The organism is Streptosporangium fragile, assembly GCF_039534445.1.
In the GTDB taxonomy this organism is placed as follows: Bacteria; Actinomycetota; Actinomycetes; order Streptosporangiales; family Streptosporangiaceae; genus Streptosporangium; species Streptosporangium fragile.
In genome coordinates, this window is record NZ_BAAAVI010000002.1 from 165,351 (window position 1) to 180,195 (window position 14,845).

18 protein-coding genes are annotated in these 14,845 nt (G+C 72.5%); 11 read left to right on the forward strand and 7 right to left on the reverse strand.

From position 1 onward, the window contains the following. The gene (locus ABD841_RS02460) at positions 1–1,557 is read right to left on the reverse strand and encodes an ABC transporter substrate-binding protein (protein WP_344967340.1); all 1,557 of its coding nucleotides are present in this window, start codon (positions 1,555–1,557) and stop codon (positions 1–3) included. Between the two features lie 229 nt (positions 1,558–1,786). Here ABD841_RS02460 and ABD841_RS02465 point away from each other — a divergent pair, with 229 nt between their 5' ends. Both ABD841_RS02465 and ABD841_RS02470 read left to right on the forward strand, forming a co-directional pair. Continuing rightward, positions 1,787–2,041 carry a Smr/MutS family protein gene (locus ABD841_RS02465; RefSeq protein ID WP_344967342.1) on the forward strand — a complete coding sequence of 85 codons (255 nt, stop codon included), beginning with the start codon at positions 1,787–1,789 and terminating at the stop codon, positions 2,039–2,041. Between the two features lie 441 nt (positions 2,042–2,482). Further along, positions 2,483–3,109, forward strand: coding sequence for a Uma2 family endonuclease (locus tag ABD841_RS02470; protein WP_344967344.1), 627 nt, complete (start codon positions 2,483–2,485; stop codon positions 3,107–3,109). 37 nt (positions 3,110–3,146) lie between these two features. Here ABD841_RS02470 and ABD841_RS02475 read toward each other — a convergent pair whose 3' ends face one another. Further along, complete coding sequence (locus ABD841_RS02475) at positions 3,147–3,617, reverse strand: ACT domain-containing protein (protein WP_344967346.1); 471 nt, start codon at positions 3,615–3,617, stop codon at positions 3,147–3,149. 308 nt (positions 3,618–3,925) lie between these two features. On the opposite strand from ABD841_RS02475, the gene ABD841_RS02480 reads away from it, so the two are divergent. Then, the gene (locus tag ABD841_RS02480) at positions 3,926–4,288 is read left to right on the forward strand and encodes a hypothetical protein (RefSeq protein ID WP_344967348.1); all 363 of its coding nucleotides are present in this window, start codon (positions 3,926–3,928) and stop codon (positions 4,286–4,288) included. Between the two features lie 83 nt (positions 4,289–4,371). Here the strand turns inward: ABD841_RS02480 and ABD841_RS02485 are convergent, their stop codons facing one another. The 3 genes from ABD841_RS02485 to dhaK form a co-directional block, all read right to left on the reverse strand. Further along, entirely contained in the window at positions 4,372–4,746 is a 375-nt protein-coding gene (locus ABD841_RS02485; protein ID WP_344967350.1) for a PTS-dependent dihydroxyacetone kinase phosphotransferase subunit DhaM, read from the reverse strand. Between the two features lie 100 nt (positions 4,747–4,846). After that, positions 4,847–5,473 (reverse strand): dihydroxyacetone kinase subunit DhaL, encoded by a 627-nt coding sequence (gene dhaL / locus ABD841_RS02490; RefSeq protein WP_344967352.1) that lies wholly within the window; start codon positions 5,471–5,473, stop codon positions 4,847–4,849. A gap of 1 nt (position 5,474) precedes the next feature. Continuing rightward, entirely contained in the window at positions 5,475–6,467 is a 993-nt protein-coding gene (gene dhaK / locus ABD841_RS02495; RefSeq protein ID WP_344967354.1) for a dihydroxyacetone kinase subunit DhaK, read from the reverse strand. Between the two features lie 183 nt (positions 6,468–6,650). On the opposite strand from dhaK, the gene ABD841_RS02500 reads away from it, so the two are divergent. The 8 genes from ABD841_RS02500 (at position 6,651) to ABD841_RS02535 (ending at position 12,936) form a co-directional block, all read left to right on the forward strand. After that, the gene (locus ABD841_RS02500; protein ID WP_344967356.1) at positions 6,651–7,424 is read left to right on the forward strand and encodes a cyclase family protein; all 774 of its coding nucleotides are present in this window, start codon (positions 6,651–6,653) and stop codon (positions 7,422–7,424) included. Further along, entirely contained in the window at positions 7,421–9,115 is a 1,695-nt protein-coding gene (locus ABD841_RS02505; RefSeq protein WP_344967358.1) for a thiamine pyrophosphate-binding protein, read from the forward strand. Before ABD841_RS02500 ends, ABD841_RS02505 begins: the two co-directional genes overlap by 4 nt. Positions 9,116–9,201: 86 nt before the next feature. Further along, positions 9,202–9,954 carry a lysophospholipid acyltransferase family protein gene (locus tag ABD841_RS02510; RefSeq protein WP_344967360.1) on the forward strand — a complete coding sequence of 251 codons (753 nt, stop codon included), beginning with the start codon at positions 9,202–9,204 and terminating at the stop codon, positions 9,952–9,954. Positions 9,955–10,142: 188 nt separating this feature from the next. Beyond that, the gene (locus tag ABD841_RS02515) at positions 10,143–10,694 is read left to right on the forward strand and encodes a hypothetical protein (protein ID WP_344967362.1); all 552 of its coding nucleotides are present in this window, start codon (positions 10,143–10,145) and stop codon (positions 10,692–10,694) included. A 143-nt stretch (positions 10,695–10,837) separates the two neighbouring features. Beyond that, the gene (locus tag ABD841_RS02520; RefSeq protein WP_344967363.1) at positions 10,838–11,170 is read left to right on the forward strand and encodes a putative quinol monooxygenase; all 333 of its coding nucleotides are present in this window, start codon (positions 10,838–10,840) and stop codon (positions 11,168–11,170) included. A 215-nt stretch (positions 11,171–11,385) separates the two neighbouring features. Next, the gene (locus ABD841_RS02525; protein ID WP_344967364.1) at positions 11,386–11,919 is read left to right on the forward strand and encodes a helix-turn-helix domain-containing protein; all 534 of its coding nucleotides are present in this window, start codon (positions 11,386–11,388) and stop codon (positions 11,917–11,919) included. 4 nt (positions 11,920–11,923) lie between these two features. Beyond that, complete coding sequence (locus tag ABD841_RS02530) at positions 11,924–12,268, forward strand: hypothetical protein (RefSeq protein WP_344967365.1); 345 nt, start codon at positions 11,924–11,926, stop codon at positions 12,266–12,268. Further along, the gene (locus ABD841_RS02535) at positions 12,265–12,936 is read left to right on the forward strand and encodes a hypothetical protein (protein ID WP_344967366.1); all 672 of its coding nucleotides are present in this window, start codon (positions 12,265–12,267) and stop codon (positions 12,934–12,936) included. Before ABD841_RS02530 ends, ABD841_RS02535 begins: the two co-directional genes overlap by 4 nt. A 296-nt stretch (positions 12,937–13,232) precedes the next feature. Here ABD841_RS02535 and ABD841_RS02540 read toward each other — a convergent pair whose 3' ends face one another. After that, a complete protein-coding gene (locus ABD841_RS02540) occupies positions 13,233–13,511 on the reverse strand; it encodes a hypothetical protein (RefSeq protein ID WP_344967367.1) in 279 nt (92 codons plus the stop codon). Between the two features lie 294 nt (positions 13,512–13,805). Continuing rightward, positions 13,806–14,816 (reverse strand): LacI family DNA-binding transcriptional regulator, encoded by a 1,011-nt coding sequence (locus ABD841_RS02545; protein ID WP_344967368.1) that lies wholly within the window; start codon positions 14,814–14,816, stop codon positions 13,806–13,808. Positions 14,817–14,845 lie beyond the last annotated feature (29 nt).

A 14,845-nucleotide genomic window follows, 5' to 3' on the forward strand; every position in this document is an offset into this window, starting at 1 on the left:
TCACGCCGCCGGCTTCCAGGTGTGGATGTCGCGGAACAGGCCGCCGGTGGCGTGCTCGTGGGCGTCCACACCGGGCCGGATCCCCGTGTGGTTCCCGCGGATCACGTAGACGTGCTTGAGGAAGACGAGGTACGTCCAGACCTCGTCGTCGCGCACGATCTTCTGGAAGTCGAGGTAGGCCTTCCTGCGAACCGCCGGGTCGCCGGCCTCGCGCCCCGTCTTGAGCAGCCTGTCCACCTCCGGGTTGTCGTACCTGCCCGGATTGAAGAAACCCCGCCCGGCGTAGCCGGAGTGGAAGAGCTCGTAGTTGACGTAGTCGGGGTCGTACGGACTGCCCCAGCCCATGATCAGGGCGTCCTCGGACATGCGCGGCTCGATGGCGTCCCAGTCGAGCCCGGCCGGTTCCACGTCGATGCCGATCTTCCGGGCGTCGGAGGCCACGGCCAGCGCGAGCTCCTTGCGGAGCGTGTCGCCGGCCGGGTACATCAGGGTGAACTCGGCCCGCCTGCCGTCCCTGACCCGGATGCCGTCGCCGCCGGCCTTCCAGCCGCCGTCCTCCAGGAGCCTACGGGCGGCCTCGGGGTCGCCGGCCGGCGTGCCGGTCACCTCGGGGTTGTGCCAGGCGGTGTCGGGGGAGACGGGCCCGAAGGCCGGGGTACCCGCCCCGGCGAGGATGGTGTCCACCATCGCCCCGCGGTCGATCGCCAGGCCCAGCGCCCTGCGGATGGTCCGGTCGCCGGTGACCGGCTGTTCCAGCGGGAACATGATGCCGCGGTAGTCGGCGCTGGGCACCCGGTGGACCGTGACGTCCCGCCGACCGTCGAACTGCGCCGCGGCCTTCGGCGGCAGGATCGCGGCGTCGAACTCCCCGGCGGACATCCGCGTCGCCCGGACGTTGTCGTCCTCGGCGAAGGCCAGGACGAGCCTGGTGATGGCCGGGGCGCCCGCCCAGTAGTCCTTGTTCCCCTCCAGCACGACCTTGTCGCCGGGCGTGCGCGACACGAACCGGTAGGGTCCCGCGCCGACCGGTGGCTCGCCCGTCAGCGGGCTGCCCTGGGGCACGATGCCGAGCGTGGTGCGTTGCACCAGCGGCGCGTACGGGTGCTTCAACGTGAAGACCACCGTTCCGGCGTCCGGCGCGGCCACCCCCTCGATCGCCGAGTAGTCGCCCCGGATGGGGGAGTTGTTGGCCTCGTCCAGCAGCGCCTCGTAGGTGTACGCCACGTCGGCGGCGGTGACCGGCCTGCCGTCGTGGAACCGCACTCCCTCGCGCAGCGTGAAGGTGACGGTCTTCCCGTCGGCGGAGGTCACCGGCGCCGCCGCGGCCAGCGCCGGTCTCATCGTCAGGTCGGGCTCGCGGCTCATCAGGCCCTCGTAGATCAGCGATCCGCCGTCGGGGGAGTAGCCCATCACCGGGTTGAGGGTGTCGAACTCGGAGCCGAGGCCGATCACGAAGGCGTCGTCGGGCACCGGGGCGCCGGTGGTGGGTGCGGAGCAGGCGGCCGTGAGCAGGCCGAACGTGACGGACAGGGCGGCCAGGCGTCGGGCCAGCCTCATTTGACCCTCCAGAAATCGACAAAACCTCCCGGAACATAACCTTGTTGCGAGTAACTTGCAACTACCATTTAGTGGCGTAGACCGTGGCGTGCCCCCGACCGGGAGACCAAGCACGATGTGTCCCGGGCGGCCTGCCCGTGACGGACGTGAAGGCCGTACTCTGTGAGGGCTGACCCCGTGCCGACGCCGGCGCGGCCGGTCACCCGAATCGCCTGGCAAAGGGGATGGTTTGAAGCTCAAGCTGGATCTGCACCCCATCTACAACCGGGGCGGAGAGATCGACAAGGCGCTGCGGGGCGTCATCGACGAGGCCATCAGGAAGCGGGCCACCGAGGTCGAGATCATCCCCGGCAAGGGCTCCGGCCAGCTCAAGAAGAAGGTCCTGCGGTTCCTGGAGCAGAAGGAGATCAAGGCGCTCTACCACCGCATCGACAAGGACGCCAAGAACCACGGCCGCCTGTTCGTCTACTTCCGCCACAAGTAGGAAGGGCGGCTCCCCGGCCTGGGGAGACTGCCGTCCTGCCCTCCCTGACCCGGGATTTCCCGGCCCGCTGGATCTCGCTGGATCGCGGGTCGTCCCGAGGTGATGCGCCCCGGATGCACCATGTCGTATGGCCTGGACCGTCAGGTCCCTCGCGAGGTCTGCCACCTTTTCACGTACGACGTTCGGCGAGCTCTGCTTCGGCCTTGGCGTTCCCGTGCCCACGTCGGTGTCGGGCAGGGCAAGGCTCAGGATGTCCGGGCGTACCCGGAGACTCCCGCCAAGGCCTGATGACCCCCGTACCCGCGCGGTGTGACGCTCTCGGGTGTCGCGCAGCGCGAAGGCGTGCCGTCCCCGGCGTTCCGACACGCGCGAACTCCCGCCGGGAGGCGGGGCAGACCGTAGTCTTGGACCGCCGAGCCGACATCGACGAGGAGAAGCGGGATGACAGCCCTACCCGACGACAGCTGGCTTCTCAGCATCCGTCCCCAGCCCGCGCGTGTCACCGCGGAGGAGTACGACGCCCTCCCCGAGGAGATCGCCAGGGCCATCGAGATCGTCGACGGCTATGTGGTCTATTGTGCGGCTCCCACGCCCGATCACCAGACGGCGGGGCGGCGACTGGCCAACATGCTGGAGCGCCATGCCCGCGCCGCGATGAGCCAGGGCCACGAGTGCCTGGCCGTGAACAGTGACGTGGATCTGAGGCTGAGAGATCTGCCGCTGCTCAACCGGCGGCCTGACGTCGTGCTCTACCGATGCCTGGACCGGGAGCGAGGCGAACGGCTCAGGGCCGAGCACGCCCTGCTCGTCGTGGAGATCGTGTCTCCGGGATCCGAGACGCAGGACACGACCGACAAGCTGGGGGAGTACGCCAAGGCCGGTGTTCCGTACTACTGGATCGTCCGGCTCGACCGGACCGGGGTGTCGATCATCGAAAGGTACCGGCTGGATCGGGCGTCGATGCTCTACAAGCACACGGGCACCTTCATGAAGGACGAGCCCGGTGACGCTCCCAGCATCAGCAATCCGATTCCCGTCACGATCGAATGGTCCGAGCTGCAGTTCTGAGCGGGGGCGAACGGGCGTCGTGGGCCCGCCGGCGCCCTTACGGGGGTGGCGGCTGAGGGTCGGCTTCTACGGTGCCGGCCGCCTGCGGAGGCGGTCCGGGCCGGGCGGACCGTTCCGCGAGGCGTTCCAGGGCCGAGATCGCGTCGGCGGCCCGGTCGTGCGGGACGAACAAGTGGTCGTGGTGGAAACCGGCCACGACGTTGCAGCTCACGCCCGCCCGCGCCAGCTCGGCGGCGACCGCCGCGGTCAGGCCCACCGCCGCCAGGGCCGAGCGGACGCGCAGGGTGATCCAGGCGGCCACGTAGTCGTAGGGCAGCCCGGCGGCGTCGGCCTGCTCCCGCGGCACCACAAGCGTCAGGCCCTCGTCCTCGGCCACGGTCACCACCGGGGTGACGCCGTCCGGCACCTGGCCGCGCACCGTGGCGAACACGTATCGCCCGGGACGCAGATACGGGGACATACCTCGCAGCAGCGTCGCCAGGTCTCGCTCTCCCGCCACGAACGTCATGGTACGGATCATGTCACGGGCGCCGCGCCGCCGTTCCCTGACCGTTTCCCGCCCCGCGCTTCGGGACCGGTCCATTTCCCGGTGCGAGCCCGCGCCAACGGATCGACGACGGGCGGGCCGGTACGGCACCATTATGTGATCGCCTGACGGCAATGTCCCGACATGGCGATCGGTGAAGCTTTCGGCGGGTCGCGCAGTGCGGCGGGGTCCTGCCCGGGCGGTAACCGCACCCGGCTGGAACGATCTCGCAGAGAGCCCGCCGCGCCCAACTGCACATGTCTCACGTCCCTGGAAAGGCTCTTCCCCCCATGACCGATATCAACGCCCTCCTTGCCCAGCGCGCCGAGCTGGACCGCCTGATCGAGGAGCTCCAGTCCGGCGACCTGAAGGAGCGGGAGAACACGCTCGGCGCCATCCTGACCGCCGTCGCCGAGTGGGCCACCGCCCACGGCCACGAGGCGCTGCGGAGAGACCTGAAGAACTGGGAGTACGTCACCTTCGCCGGCATCGAGGTCGGCGTGGGCCACGACGGCGGCGACCGCTGGGGGCTGCCGCAGACCTCGGTCACCGTGATGGACTCCGTCAGCGGAACCGACGTGGAGTTCGGCACCACGCCTCCGCCGGTTCAGGCCGTCCTGGGCCTCCTGGAGGGCCTCCTGGCCAACCGCTGACCCGCGGTCCCGTGCCGGAGTGTCCTCACCCTCGGCCGAGGGTGAGGACACTCCGGCACGGGCGCCCGGGGCGGGCCGGGGGCTCAGAGCTTGCGGAAGGTCCTCGCCTCCTCCGCCGCGGCGAGGACGGCCTCCAGCGGGCTGCCCGCGCCCGCGGACACCGTGGCCGCGATGGCTCCCTCCACGAACGGCACGTCGGCGACCACCACCCGCTCCTCCTCGAAGAGCCGGGCGGTGAGCACCGCGCTTCCCAGGTCGGGGATGAGGATCACCCCGTCCCCCCGGTCCACCTCCGCGATCGCCGCCGCCACCAGGTCGGGGCTGGTGCCGAGGCCGCCGTCCTCGGCGCCCCCGGCCGCGGCCAGCGGGACGCCCGCGCCGCCGACCTGCGCGGCCAGCAGCGCGACCTCGGCCGCCAGCGGCCCGCTGTGCGAGATGAGGACGATGCCTACCACCACCGCGGCCCCTCTCGGTGTGATCTCTTCCCCCTCTTCGCCGGGACGGGGCCGCGGCCGGCCGAAGAACGCCGGGCGGTGCGCGGCGGGCATGGGGGCCGGGTCACCGGGCCGCCACCGTGGCCAGGGCGGTGAGGATGATCGCGGCGGAGGCGGCGCCGGGGTCCTCGTGCCCGACGCTGCGCTCACCCAGGTAGCTGGCCCGGCCCCGGCGGGCCTGCATCGGGATCGTGGCCTTGGCCCCGGCGCGGGCCGCCGACGCCGCGGCGCCGGTCGCCTCCCGCGGTTCCGCGCCCTCCTGCAGCGCCCGCCGCAGCTCCCGTACCGCCGGGGCGAGGGCGTCGACCATGGTCTTGTCGCCCTCGGCCGCCGACCCGAGCTTCTGCACCCCGGCCAGCCCGGCGTCCAGGGCGTCGCACAGCCCGGCGGGGGAGACCTCGGCGTCGTCGCCCAGCGTCTTGCTCATCTCCCGGAACGCGGTGCCGTACAGCGGGCCCGAGGCCCCGCCGACCTTGCGGATGAGCGTGACGCCCACCAGGTTCAGCAGCGCGGCGGGGGTGTCCGGCTCCTTGGCGGCCAGCGTCTGGACGACCGCGGTGAAACCCCGGTCGAGGTTGGTCCCGTGGTCGGCGTCGCCGATCGCGGCGTCCAGGCCGGTCAGCCAGTCCTTCTCGGCGGCGACGCGCCGGGCGCTCTCCTCGATCCAGGCGGTGAAGAAGGCGGTGTCCACGTCAGCGGCCCCAGCGCAGGGCGGGGGTCTCCACGGGAGCGTCCCACAGCCGGGTGAGCTCGTCGGTCAACCGGCAGACCGTGACCGAGAAGCCCTGCATCTCGAGGCTGGTGACGTAGTTGCCCACCAGGCTCCGGGCCACCGTCGCACCCTTCTCGGCGAGGTAGGCCGCGACGTCGGCGAAGGCGACGTACAGCTCGATCAGCGGGGTGCCGCCCATGCCGTTCAGCATCACCAGGGTGTCGCCGGTGACCGGCAGGTCCTCGTGGATGGCGTCCATCGCCAGGCGGACCAGTTCCCCGGCCGGGCGCATGGTCGAGCGGGTCCGGCCGGGCTCGCCGTGGATGCCGATGCCCAGTTCGACCTCGGCCTCGCTCAGCGCGAAGGTGGGCTTGCCCGCCGCCGGGGTGGTGCAGGCGCTGAGCGCCACCCCGAAGGAGCGGCTGCGGGCGTTGACCTCTCCGGCCACCCGCGCCACCTCGGCCAGCGGCGCGCCGTTCTCGGCCGCCGCCCCGGCGATCTTCTCGACGAAGACCGTGGCGCCGGTGCCCCTGCGTCCGGCGGTGTAGAGGGAGTCGCGTACGGCCACGTCGTCGTCGACCAGCACGCTCGCCACCTCCACGCCCTCCTCGGCGCTCAGCTCGGCGGCCATCTGGAAGTTCAGGACGTCACCCGTGTAGTTCTTCACGATGTGCAGGACGCCGGCCCCGCCGTTCACCGCCGAGGTGGCCTCGATCATCTGGTCGGGCACGGGGGAGGTGAAGACCTCACCGGGGCAGGCCGCGTCGAGCATCCCGTACCCGACGAAGCCCGCGTGCAGCGGCTCGTGCCCGGAACCGCCGCCCGACACCAGCCCCACCTTGCCGGGGCGGGGCCCCGAGGCCCGGAACACGATCTGGTTCTCCACGTCCACCCGCAGCCCGGGGTGGGCCGCCGCGAGGCCGCGCAGGGCGTCCGGCACGACCGACTCGACGCCGTTGATGAGCTTCTTCACACTTTCCAAGGTTGTCCTGTTCCCCGGAGATGGCAAGCACCGACAGGGCCTCCGGCCGGAAAACCCCGGCGGGGGATCGTGACCGGACCGTGGTCCGCCCGCGGATCCGCCGAGGTGGCGGCGGCCGCGGCGCTGTAGGAGGATCTGGCCAGGTCGTGTTTGATACCGGAGGCAGGAGACGTCATGTCGGTGTTGCGGGATTTGGTGGAGAGCATCCGTAACGGCGGGATCGAGGTCGTCGACCTCACCGCGCCGCTGTCGTCGCAGACGCCGATCCTGCGGCTGCCCGAGCCGTTCGGCAACACCGTCCCGTTCACGCTGAAGGAGATCAGCCGGTACGACGACCGCGGCCCCGCCTGGTACTGGAACGACATCGAGACCGGCGAGCACACGGGAACTCATTTCGACGCGCCGATCCACTGGGTCACCGCCAAGGAGGGTGAGGACGTCTCGCAGGTGCCGGTCGGCCGCCTGATCGCCCCCGCCGTGGTGCTCGACTTCGCCGCCGAGGCGGCCGCGGACCCCGACTTCCTGCTCCGGATCGAGCACGTCAAGGCGTGGGAGGAGGCCAACGGGCCGCTGCCCGAGGGCGGGTGGCTGCTCTACCGCACCGGCTGGGACGCCTACGCCCACGACCAGGAGCGTTTCCTGAACGCCGACGAGACGGGCCCGCACACGCCCGGCGTGTCGGTCGAGTGCGCGAGGTGGCTGGCCGAGGAGACCCCGATCGCCGGGCTGGGGGTGGAGACCGTGGGCACCGACGCGGGGGCCGCGCACGGGTTCGACCCGGCCTTCCCGTGCCACTCGTTCCTGCTGGGCGCCGGGAAGTACGGCCTGACCCAGCTGCGCAACCTCGACCGCCTCCCGGCCACCGGCGCGGTGGTCGTCGCCCCGCCGCTGCCCATCGTCGGCGGCTCCGGCAGCCCGGTGCGGGTGCTGGCCCTGGTCGAGAGGTGAACGTCGCCGAGGCCGTGGGCCGGACTCTCGCCGCACTCGGTGTCGAGACCGTCTTCGGGGTGGTCGGCAGCGGCAACTTCCACGTGACCAACGCCCTGGTCGCGCACGGCGCGCGCTACGTCGCCGCGCGTCACGAGGGCGGCGCGGCGACCATGGCCGACGCCCACGCGCGGCTGAGCGGCCGGGTCGGTGTGCTCACCGTGCACCAGGGGCCGGGCCTCACCAACGCGATGACCGGAATCGCCGAGGCCGCCAAGAGCCGCACCCCGCTCGTGGTGCTCGCCGGGGAGGCGACCGGGCGCCGCTCCAACTTCTTCGTCGACCAGGCCGCGCTCGCCGAGGCGGTGGGCGCGATCTCCCTGCGGATCGGATCCGCCGAGACCGCCGTCGGCGACACGGCCGAGGCGCTCCGCACCGCCCGGGACGACCGCCGCACCGTCCTGCTCAACCTTCCGCTGGACGTCCAGTCCCGGCCCGTCCCGGACGCCTCCGGGGCGGGCATCCCCGTCCCCGCCCGTGTCCCGGCCGGGGGCGCGCTCCCGGCGGCGGAGGAGGCGGCGCGGCTGGCGGAGATCCTCGCGGCGGCGCGGCGCCCGGTCTTCGTGGCCGGACGGGGAGCGCGCGGGGCCCGGCGCGAGATCGAAGGGCTGGCCGACCGGGTCGGCGCGCTGCTGGCCACGTCCGCCGTCGCCAAGGGCCTGTTCCGGGGCAGCCCCTGGGATCTGGACGTCAGCGGCGGTTTCGCCTCGCCGCTCGCCGCCGAACTGATCCGCGGCGCCGACGTGATCGTGGGCTGGGGATGCGCGCTCAACATGTGGACCATGCGCCACGGCACGCTGATCGGCCCGGACACCACCGTCGTCCAGGTCGACCTGGACGACGACGCCCTCGGCGCCCACCGCCCGGTCCACCTCGGCGTCACCGGCGACGTCGCCCGCACCGCCCGTGCGGTCATCGACCTGCTCGGCGGCGTCCCGTACACCTCCGGGCGGGATGCCGGGGACGGCTCCCCGGGCGGAGCGGGCGACCGGGCCGGGTACCGCTCTGCGGACCTGGCCCGCCGGATCGCGGCGGGAATCCGGTGGCGGGACGTCCCCTACGCCGACGAGGGCGGCGAGGGCAGGATCGACCCCCGCACCCTGACGATCGGGCTGGACGACCTGCTCCCCGCGGAACGTGTCGTCGCCGTTGATTCCGGAAATTTCATGGGTTATCCGTCGATGTTTCTCGATGTCCCTGACGAGGCGGGCTTCTGCTTCACGCAGGCGTTCCAGTCGATCGGCCTGGGCCTGGCCACCGCGATCGGGGCGGCCCTGGCGCGGCCGGACCGGCTCCCGGTGGCCGCGCTGGGCGACGGCGGCGCGCTGATGGGCATCGCGGAGCTGGAGACCGTCGTCCGGCTCGGCCTCCCGATGGTGATCGTCGTCTACGACGACGACGGCTACGGCGCCGAGGTGCACCACTTCGGCCCCGACGGGCACCCCCTGGACACCGTGACCTTCCCGCCCGCCGACATCGCCGCCATCGGCCGCGGCTTCGGCTGCCAGGCGGTCACCGTACGGGACCGGGAGGACCTCGCCGCGGTGGCCGGCTGGCTGGACGGCGCGCGGGACCGCCCGCTCCTGGTCCACGCCCTGGTGAGCCGCGCCCGTGGTTCGTGGTGGCTGGAGGAGGCGTTCCGCGGCCACTGAGACGCGCTCCACCGGCCCGGCCGGCCGGGCCGGTGGAGGGGGAGCGGGAGGGGGTCACGGGGACGGGGCTGAGGTACGGTTCAGCCATGGCTGAGATCGTGTACCCCCCGGTCATCGGGGCGGCGTTGACCCTGTTCCGCGCGCTGGACCTCAAGATCCGCATTGAGGGCGCCGACCGTATCCCGCGCACCGGCGGAGCCGTGCTGGTCAGCAACCACATCAGCTATCTCGACTTCATCTTCGCGGGCCTGGCCGCGCGCCCCTCCCGGCGCCTGGTGCGCTTCATGGCGAAGAAGGAGGTCTTCGACCACCGGATCTCCGGCCCGCTGATGCGTGGCATGCACCACATCCCGGTCGACCGCGCGGCCGGGGCCGCCGCGTTCGGCGCGGCGCTGAAGGCGCTCCGGGCCGGCGAGGTCGTGGGCGTGTTCGCCGAGGCGACGATCAGCCGGTCCTTCACGGTCAAGGAGATCAAGAACGGCGCGGTGCGGATGGCCGTGGGGGCGAACGTGCCGATGATCCCGGTCGCCCTCTGGGGCACCCAGCGGCTGTGGACCAAGGGTCGTCCCAGGAAGCTGCTCCAGCGGCACGTGCCGATCACGATCCTCGTCGGCGAACCCATGCACCCCAAGCGCGGCGACGACTACGACGCCGTCACCGCCGACCTGCACGGGCGTATGAGTGCCATGCTCGACGAGGCCCAGCGGGGCTATCCGGAGATCCCGCCGGGCGTGTGGTGGCAGCCGCGGCACCTCGGCGGCACCGCGCCCACCCCGGAGGAGGCCGCCAAGCTCGACGCCGCCGAGACGGCGGCCAGGGCGGCCGGGAACACGCCCTGAGATCCCGGCGCGGGGCGCGGGCGCCCCGCGTGGGCACGCCCCGGAACGGGCACGGTGCTCGGTGCGCCTCAGGAGAACCGTGCGCAAACCGTTACATAGCGGTAAATTATGAGATATACGGACATTTGTGATTCTCTCTGCAAGCCAGTGGCAATTGGGTCGCAAGGGACATGGTCCATCCTGGTTGCATGAGTGACGCCCTTGAGAACATCGCGAACGCCTTCCAGCCGGGGCCGACCCCCGGCCCCGGCCGTAGCCCGGGGCCGATCGGCATGGCCATCCTGCTTCTCCTCTGGGCGGGTCTGGGCGTGCTGCCCTTCGTGTTCGCGGTGTCCGACCTCAAGCTGGCGACCGGCTCCATCGGCACCCCCGGCACCCTCACCGTCCTCTCGTGCGAGGACCTGGGCGAGGGCCGCTACGACTGCAAGGGCAGCTTCGCGCCCGACGGCGGCGGCGCCGCGATCCCGGTCGACGCCTCGCCCGACTCCACGGCCGGCGACGTCAAGCGGGCCCAGCTCACCCCCGAGGGCGACCGCGCCGTGCCCAGCGGCACCACCGGGATCCTGGCCGCGCTGACCATGCCGTTCCTCGGCGTGGGCGTGCTGGCCTTCCTGCCCTACGTGGTCATGTACGTCTTCGGGGTGCGGCGGGGCCGCCGCGCCGCGGTGGCCTTCGGCGGCCTCCTCACGGCCGTCTCGCTCGCCGGAGTCCTCGTCGGCCTGGTCGCCGCCTACTCCTGAGCTCTCCCGGTGGCCGCTCGGCGGCCGGCGTCACCTGACGCCCGGGGCGGATGCCTCTTCCCCCGGGAAGGGGAGGATGTCAATAGCATCGTCGGCGAGCCGTGGGGGCCGCACCCCACCATTCACCTGTGAAGAGGCATCCGATGATTTTCATTACCGCGAAGTTCCGCGTACTGCCGGAGCACGCCGACCGGTGGCCCGAGATCGCCGGGGAGTTCACCCGGGCCACTCGCGACGAGCCGGGCTGCCTGTGGTTCGACTGGTCCCGCAGCGTCGAGGACCCGGCCGAGTACATCCTGGTCGAGGCTTTCCGCGACGCCGAGGCCGGGGCGGCGCATGTCCGGTCCGAGCACTTCAGGGAGGCGCAGCGGACGTTGCCGTCCCATCTCGCCGAGACGCCCCGGATCGTCAACACCACGGTTCCGCAGGACGACTGGTCCGTCCTGGGGGAGATGGCGGTGCCCGAGCGGGACTGAGCCCGCCGGAGGGAAAGACGTCCCCGTGACGGCCCGTGGCCCTGTCACGCGGGACCGTGGCCGGGAGGCCGTCTCCCCGGCCGCCCGGGAGCCGCCGGTCCGGGGGGCCGGCAGTCATGGCCTGACGAGCGGGCTTGACCCGTACGGGTTCGCCGGAGGCCGCGGGCCGGGGCCACCTTGCGTTCTCATTATTGAGAATAGTAATGTTCTCAATTGTGAGAAAGGCTGAAGCGGTTCTCCACCCGGTACGGCTGCGCATCCTGCAGGCGTTCATCGGCCCGGAGACTCTGACGGTCCGCGATCTCGCGGACCTCCTGCCGGACGTGCCGCAGGCCACGCTGTACCGGCACCTGAACACGCTGACCGACGCCGGAGTGCTGCGGGTCGCTGAGGAGCGGCGCGTCAGGGGCGCGGTGGAGCGGGCGTTCGCGCTGCCCGACGTCTCCGGCGCGCTGACCGGCGCCGACCTGGAAGGCGCCACCCCCGACGACCACCTGCGCTACTTCGCCGCCTTCCTGGCCGCGCTCCAGGGGGAGTTCGCCCGCTACCTGGGCCGTCCCGGCATCGACCTGGCGGCCGACGGCGTCGGTTACCGCACCTTCGTCGTCAACCTGACCGACGAGGAGTTCCTCGCCTTCATGGCGTCGCTGAACGAACTGGTCGCGAAGGCGGCCGCCAACCCTCCCGCCCCCGGCAGGCGCCGCCGCGCGTTCGCGCGCGTCGTCATGCCGCTCCCCGAGAAGGACTGACCCGATGGCGCACATCGAACTGACCGCCGACACCCTGACCGTGCACGTGGAGGGCCTGAACCGGCTCCTGGCGCTGAAGTCCCGCCTGGAGGTCCCCCTGGCGCACGTGCGGCACGCCGAGGTCGGCGGGCCGTCCTCGCCCGGCGGTCTGCGCGCCCCCGGCACCCGGATCCCCGGAGTGATCAGCGCGGGCACCTTCCACGTCGACTACCGCAAGGTCTTCTGGGACGTCCGTGACCCGGCCAAGGCCGTCGTCATCGACCTGAGCGGTGCCGACTTCGACCAGCTCGTCGTCGAAGTCGACGACCCGCAGGCGGTCGCCGCCTCGATCCGCGCGGCGCTGCGATGACCGCCACCCGGACCCTGCGCAGGGCCGTCCTGTGGACGGTGCCCGCCGTGGCCGCCGTCGCCGTCCTGTTCGCGGCCGCGCTGGCGCTGTGGCTGGCCGCGCCCCGCTGGGGCGCGATCGCCCTGGGTGCGGGCGGCTGGCTGGCCGCGCTCGTGCTGCGCGGCCCGATCATCGCCGCGGTCGCCAAGCTTCCCCGGGAACGGGCCGCGACCGTCATCGGAGCGGCCTCGGGCCCCTGCGAGGAGATCGTCCGGTTGCTGCTGGTCCTGCTGCTGGTCTCCGGCTTCCCCGAGACGCTGTGGGCCGGGTACGGCTGGGCGGCGATCGAGATCGTCTACACCATGGTCAACGCCCTGGCCATCCGCTCCCTGCTCGGCAGGACGGACGAGAAGTCCCTGGAGGCCCGCCGGATGCTGGAAGCCCAGGGTGTCCTGCGCGCCGACGGCCCGCTGTGGGCCGCGGTGGAACGCACCGGCGCCGGCATGTTGCACATCGGCCTCACCCTGCTGCTGGCCTGGCAGCCCTGGCTGGTCCTGGTCACCATCCCGCTGCACTCGGCGGCCAACCTGCTGGCCGTCCGCCTGATGCGGACCTCCCTGGCGCTGACCGAGGTCCTGGTGGCGGCCGTCGGCGCCGCGGCCTTCGCGCTCGGCCTGGCCTGCTGGTGAGCGGACCGGCGTCCCGGAGACGACGACGTCCGGGGCCCAGCCGGGATCCGGGCCCCGTCGTTCTCCGGCTGTTCCGCTTCCCCCAGGCCACCGGCGAGGAAGTGAACGAGCTGCTCCGGCGGGCCGCGGCCCCGGTGAGCGGGCGGGAGGAGCGCAGGCCGCCCGTGGGCTGAGGGCCTTCGGCCCCGCCCCGCCGGCGTGGCGGGAGGACAGGGCCGTCCGGGCCCGGCCCGCCGCCCGAGGACGCGGCGGCCGTCTCGTGGAGGCGACGCCGGCCGAGGCGGGGAGAGCGCCTGTCAGGGGACCGGAGGCGTGTCGGGGATGGGCGGAAGACCGAATTCGAGGGACACCTGAAGCTCCGCCTGCGGGGGCCGGCGGCGCAGCCGTACGCGTATGCTCGGGATCCGCCGGCCGAGCTGGTCGAGAGTCTCCACCAGGGGAGTGATGTCCCAGCGGTCGTGGACGCGGTGTCCGCGCAGGAACAGCGCGAGGCCGCGGTCGAACTCGCGTCGCAGGGCTTCGTCGTCGTGGACGTAGCGGATGGTGAGCTCCTGGCTCCGGTCGTCGTCGGTCATCGGACGCCTGCCTGTGATCGGGATCGTGTGCGGGGAGAGGCCGGGGCCGTCCCCTCGGGGACGGGTCACCGGCTCACCACGGTGTGCTCCGCCCGGGAGGGCGGCGAACAGCGATCGCGGTGATCCCCTTCCGGGTGGTTCTCCCGCTCTCCACGCTGGCCGGGGGCTTCGCCGGGGGACAGGGCAGAAGGCCCCGCGGGCGGGGGACTTCCGTACCGTCGCCCGCCGCGCCGTCCCCGGTGGCCCCGGTCCCTCTCCCCTCGGCGGCCCGGAGGGCGCCGCGGGGGAGCGGGGTCAGGAGGCCGTGGAGTCGCGGATGACCAGGCGGCAGGGGAGCCGGTGGACCCCGGGGGTGGCCTTGCCGTCGATGGCGGCGAAGAGGTGCTGGGCGGCGGTGCGGCCGAGGATCTCCAGGTTCATGTCGACCGACGTCAGGGCGGGGCGGGTCTGGATGGAGAACACGTCCCAGTTGTCGTAGCCGATGACCGCGATGTCGTCGGGCACCCGCCGTCCCCGCTCCCTGACCGCCTCGACGAATCCCGCGGCGATCTGGTCGCTGCCGCAGAACACCGCGTCGACCTCGGGCTGGCCCATCAGGAGCATCTCGGCGGCGTGCCGGCCCCACCGCTGCGACCAGGCGCCGTACAGCGTCTCGCCGGCCTGCGGAACGCCGGCCTCCTCCAGCGTGATCCGCAGCCCCTGCGCCCTGTCGGCGGCGGCCTTGTAGTCCATCGGCCCGGTGACGTGCGCGATCCTGCGGCGTCCCAGGGCCAGCAGGTGCCGTACGGCGAGCGCGGCCCCGCCCACGTCGTCGGGTACGAACGACACGTCTTGCGGGTCGTTGGACGCCCCGTAGGCGTACACGACGGGAATGGGCAGGTCGCGGCTGATGGAGGGCCGGGTGTTGGTGCTCTCCCCGACCACGATGAGGCCGTCCACGCGCCGGGACAGGAGCGTGCGGATGTAGTGCTGCTCGCGGATGGCGTCGCCGCGGGCGTCGCACAGCATGACCGCCATCTCTCCCGCGCCGAAGGCGTCCTCGGCGCCCAGGAGCACCGGGATCCCGAACCTGCCCACGCTGTCGCTGGTGAGCAGCCCCACCGTGCGGGTCTGACCGGTCAGCAGCCCTCTGGCCAGGGCGTTGGGCCGGAAGGACAGCTCCTCGGCGGCCTCGATGACGCGCTGCCGCGTCTCGGCGCGCACGTCCTCCTTGCCGTTGAGCGCCTTCGACGCGGTGGCGATCGACACCCCGGCCAAGGATGCGACGTCACTGATGGTCACGGCACGTGATCGCCTACTCACCATGTATCGAAATCCTTTTCTTTGACCCTAGG

Excerpts from the sequence above, each read along its gene's own strand:
- ABD841_RS02460 (WP_344967340.1), bottom strand. The coding sequence starts at position 1,557 with ATGAGGCTGGCCCGACGCCTGGCCGCCCTGTCCGTCACGTTCGGCCTG.
- ABD841_RS02470 (WP_344967344.1), top strand. The coding sequence starts at position 2,483 with ATGACAGCCCTACCCGACGACAGCTGGCTTCTCAGCATCCGTCCCCAG.
- ABD841_RS02475 (WP_344967346.1), bottom strand. The coding sequence starts at position 3,617 with ATGACGTTCGTGGCGGGAGAGCGAGACCTGGCGACGCTGCTGCGAGGT.
- ABD841_RS02480 (WP_344967348.1), top strand. The coding sequence starts at position 3,926 with ATGACCGATATCAACGCCCTCCTTGCCCAGCGCGCCGAGCTGGACCGC.
- ABD841_RS02500 (WP_344967356.1), top strand. The coding sequence starts at position 6,651 with ATGTCGGTGTTGCGGGATTTGGTGGAGAGCATCCGTAACGGCGGGATC.
- ABD841_RS02510 (WP_344967360.1), top strand. The coding sequence starts at position 9,202 with ATGGCTGAGATCGTGTACCCCCCGGTCATCGGGGCGGCGTTGACCCTG.
- ABD841_RS02515 (WP_344967362.1), top strand. The coding sequence starts at position 10,143 with ATGAGTGACGCCCTTGAGAACATCGCGAACGCCTTCCAGCCGGGGCCG.
- ABD841_RS02520 (WP_344967363.1), top strand. The coding sequence starts at position 10,838 with ATGATTTTCATTACCGCGAAGTTCCGCGTACTGCCGGAGCACGCCGAC.
- ABD841_RS02530 (WP_344967365.1), top strand. The coding sequence starts at position 11,924 with ATGGCGCACATCGAACTGACCGCCGACACCCTGACCGTGCACGTGGAG.
- ABD841_RS02535 (WP_344967366.1), top strand. The coding sequence starts at position 12,265 with ATGACCGCCACCCGGACCCTGCGCAGGGCCGTCCTGTGGACGGTGCCC.
- ABD841_RS02540 (WP_344967367.1), bottom strand. The coding sequence starts at position 13,511 with ATGACCGACGACGACCGGAGCCAGGAGCTCACCATCCGCTACGTCCAC.
- ABD841_RS02545 (WP_344967368.1), bottom strand. The coding sequence starts at position 14,816 with ATGGTGAGTAGGCGATCACGTGCCGTGACCATCAGTGACGTCGCATCC.